This is a genomic window from Falsirhodobacter sp. 1013, assembly GCF_051195255.1.
Lineage (GTDB): Bacteria > Pseudomonadota > Alphaproteobacteria > Rhodobacterales > Rhodobacteraceae > Falsirhodobacter.
The window spans coordinates 1-1,495 of the sequence record NZ_JBNJLK010000042.1; the positions used below are offsets into that span (position 1 = coordinate 1).

At 60.3% G+C, this 1,495-nt stretch carries 1 protein-coding gene and 3 pseudogenes; 1 reads left to right on the forward strand and 3 read right to left on the reverse strand.

The features are described 5' to 3' along the window. Positions 1-174: 174 nt before the first annotated feature. A pseudogene (locus ACSHZY_RS18810) lies at positions 175-306 on the reverse strand (IS5/IS1182 family transposase); the annotation flags it as partial. A gap of 63 nt (positions 307-369) precedes the next feature. Between ACSHZY_RS18810 and ACSHZY_RS18815 the strand changes: the two are divergent. Then, positions 370-564: pseudogene (locus tag ACSHZY_RS18815) on the forward strand (transposase); the annotation flags it as partial. 385 nt (positions 565-949) lie between these two features. Here ACSHZY_RS18815 and ACSHZY_RS18820 read toward each other — a convergent pair. Beyond that, on the reverse strand, positions 950-1,144 hold the full coding sequence (locus ACSHZY_RS18820) for a recombinase family protein (RefSeq protein ID WP_435171756.1): 195 nt from the start codon (positions 1,142-1,144) through the stop codon (positions 950-952). A gap of 41 nt (positions 1,145-1,185) precedes the next feature. Then, positions 1,186-1,335: pseudogene (locus ACSHZY_RS18825) on the reverse strand (recombinase family protein); the annotation flags it as partial. Positions 1,336-1,495: the final 160 nt, after the last annotated feature.

Genomic DNA, 1,495 nt, shown 5'->3' on the forward strand with positions numbered 1-1,495 from the left:
GGGGCGGCATGGGCCTTTGCGGTGGGTGTCGTGCTGTGCCTGCTGATCTACGGCCGCGACTTCTTCCGCGGCGAGACTGACCGGACCTTCGTCAAGGACAACAGCGGGGCCGAATAGACGCCGGACCCGCGCCGCGAGAGGCGGCGCGGGTGATGATTAGCGGTCCCTATTAGGTCATGTTGACAAATGGCGGGTCCATAATCGGATCGACGTTATGTCGATGAAGCCAAGGAAACTTTCCGCTGTCTTGTCGTAGCGCGTTGCGACCCGTCGAGCGTTCTTGAGCTTGTTGAAGCAGCGCTCGACTGGACCTGCACCGGTTTTGTTCCGGTCTTCTGAGAGCGATGCTCTCACAACAGGAGACAGGATATGGCAGTGACACACAGCGACGAGTTCAAGCGGGATGCGGTTCGCATTTCGCTCACCAGTGGCCTGACACGGCGTCAGGTTGCGTCTGATCTTGGGATTGGTCTTTCGACGCTCGGCAAATGGATCCGGACGATTTCCGATGAGGCGAAGGCGCCGGAACGGGACGCCGATCTTCTGCGCGAGAACGAACGGTTGACCCATCTGCAAACGACGGCTCCGTCCCGCATTACTACCATCCCGGCCGGGTTTGTGCTGCGGAGCGAGACGAACGGCAGCTTCCGGGAATACGGCAGAGCGGCATTTGTCGAGGTCGACCGGCAGCTATGGGCCGAACGATGCGTGAAGACCTCGCATGTCGCACCTCACGCTAATGACGACCTCTGGGCTTCTGCGTCCTTAGCATCGACAGCGGGCTATCGTCATGCGGCTGCACTCATACCGGCGGGCAAGTTCCGAAACCGTCACTCCACCTCCAGCTCAGCGCGAATACTCTGCTTCTGTGTCTCTGACAGAGCTGAGGGACGCCCAATAATCTTTCCCTGCGATCGGGCCCGCGCCATACCTGCATGGGTCCGCTCGATCAACAAAATTCCCGCTCAAACTGTGCGACGGCGTTCAGGATCGTCATGGTGAACTGTCCGGCGGGACTGGTCAGGTCGCTGCCGCCCAGGGCGAGGCAGTGAACGCGCACCTGCATGCCGGCAAGCAGGCTGACGGTCTGCGCCACGTCCATCGCGTCGCGTCCGAGCCGGTCCATCTTCGTGACCGCCAGCACATCCCCTCCTCCAGCCGATCGATCAGACGGGCGAACATCGGCCTTTGCTGCGCGGGCACGCTGCCCGAGATCGTTTCGGAAACGATCCGACGCTTGGGAATGACGAAGCTGGCCGTCTCCAGCTCCTGCACCTGGTTCTCGATGGTCTGCTGGATGGTGGAGACGCGGACATAGGCGAAGGTGCGGGACATGAGCTAAAACCGTTCAGAAGGGTCGTTCACATCTTAGATGGTCATAACCCCCGGACAAGGCCCGTTTTGACCACCCTCCCCTGCCCCTGTTCAAAACCGTTCCAGACCGTGTGAAAACTCAAACAGGATTCACAGGTTTGGGCGACCGTGGTATTCTTGG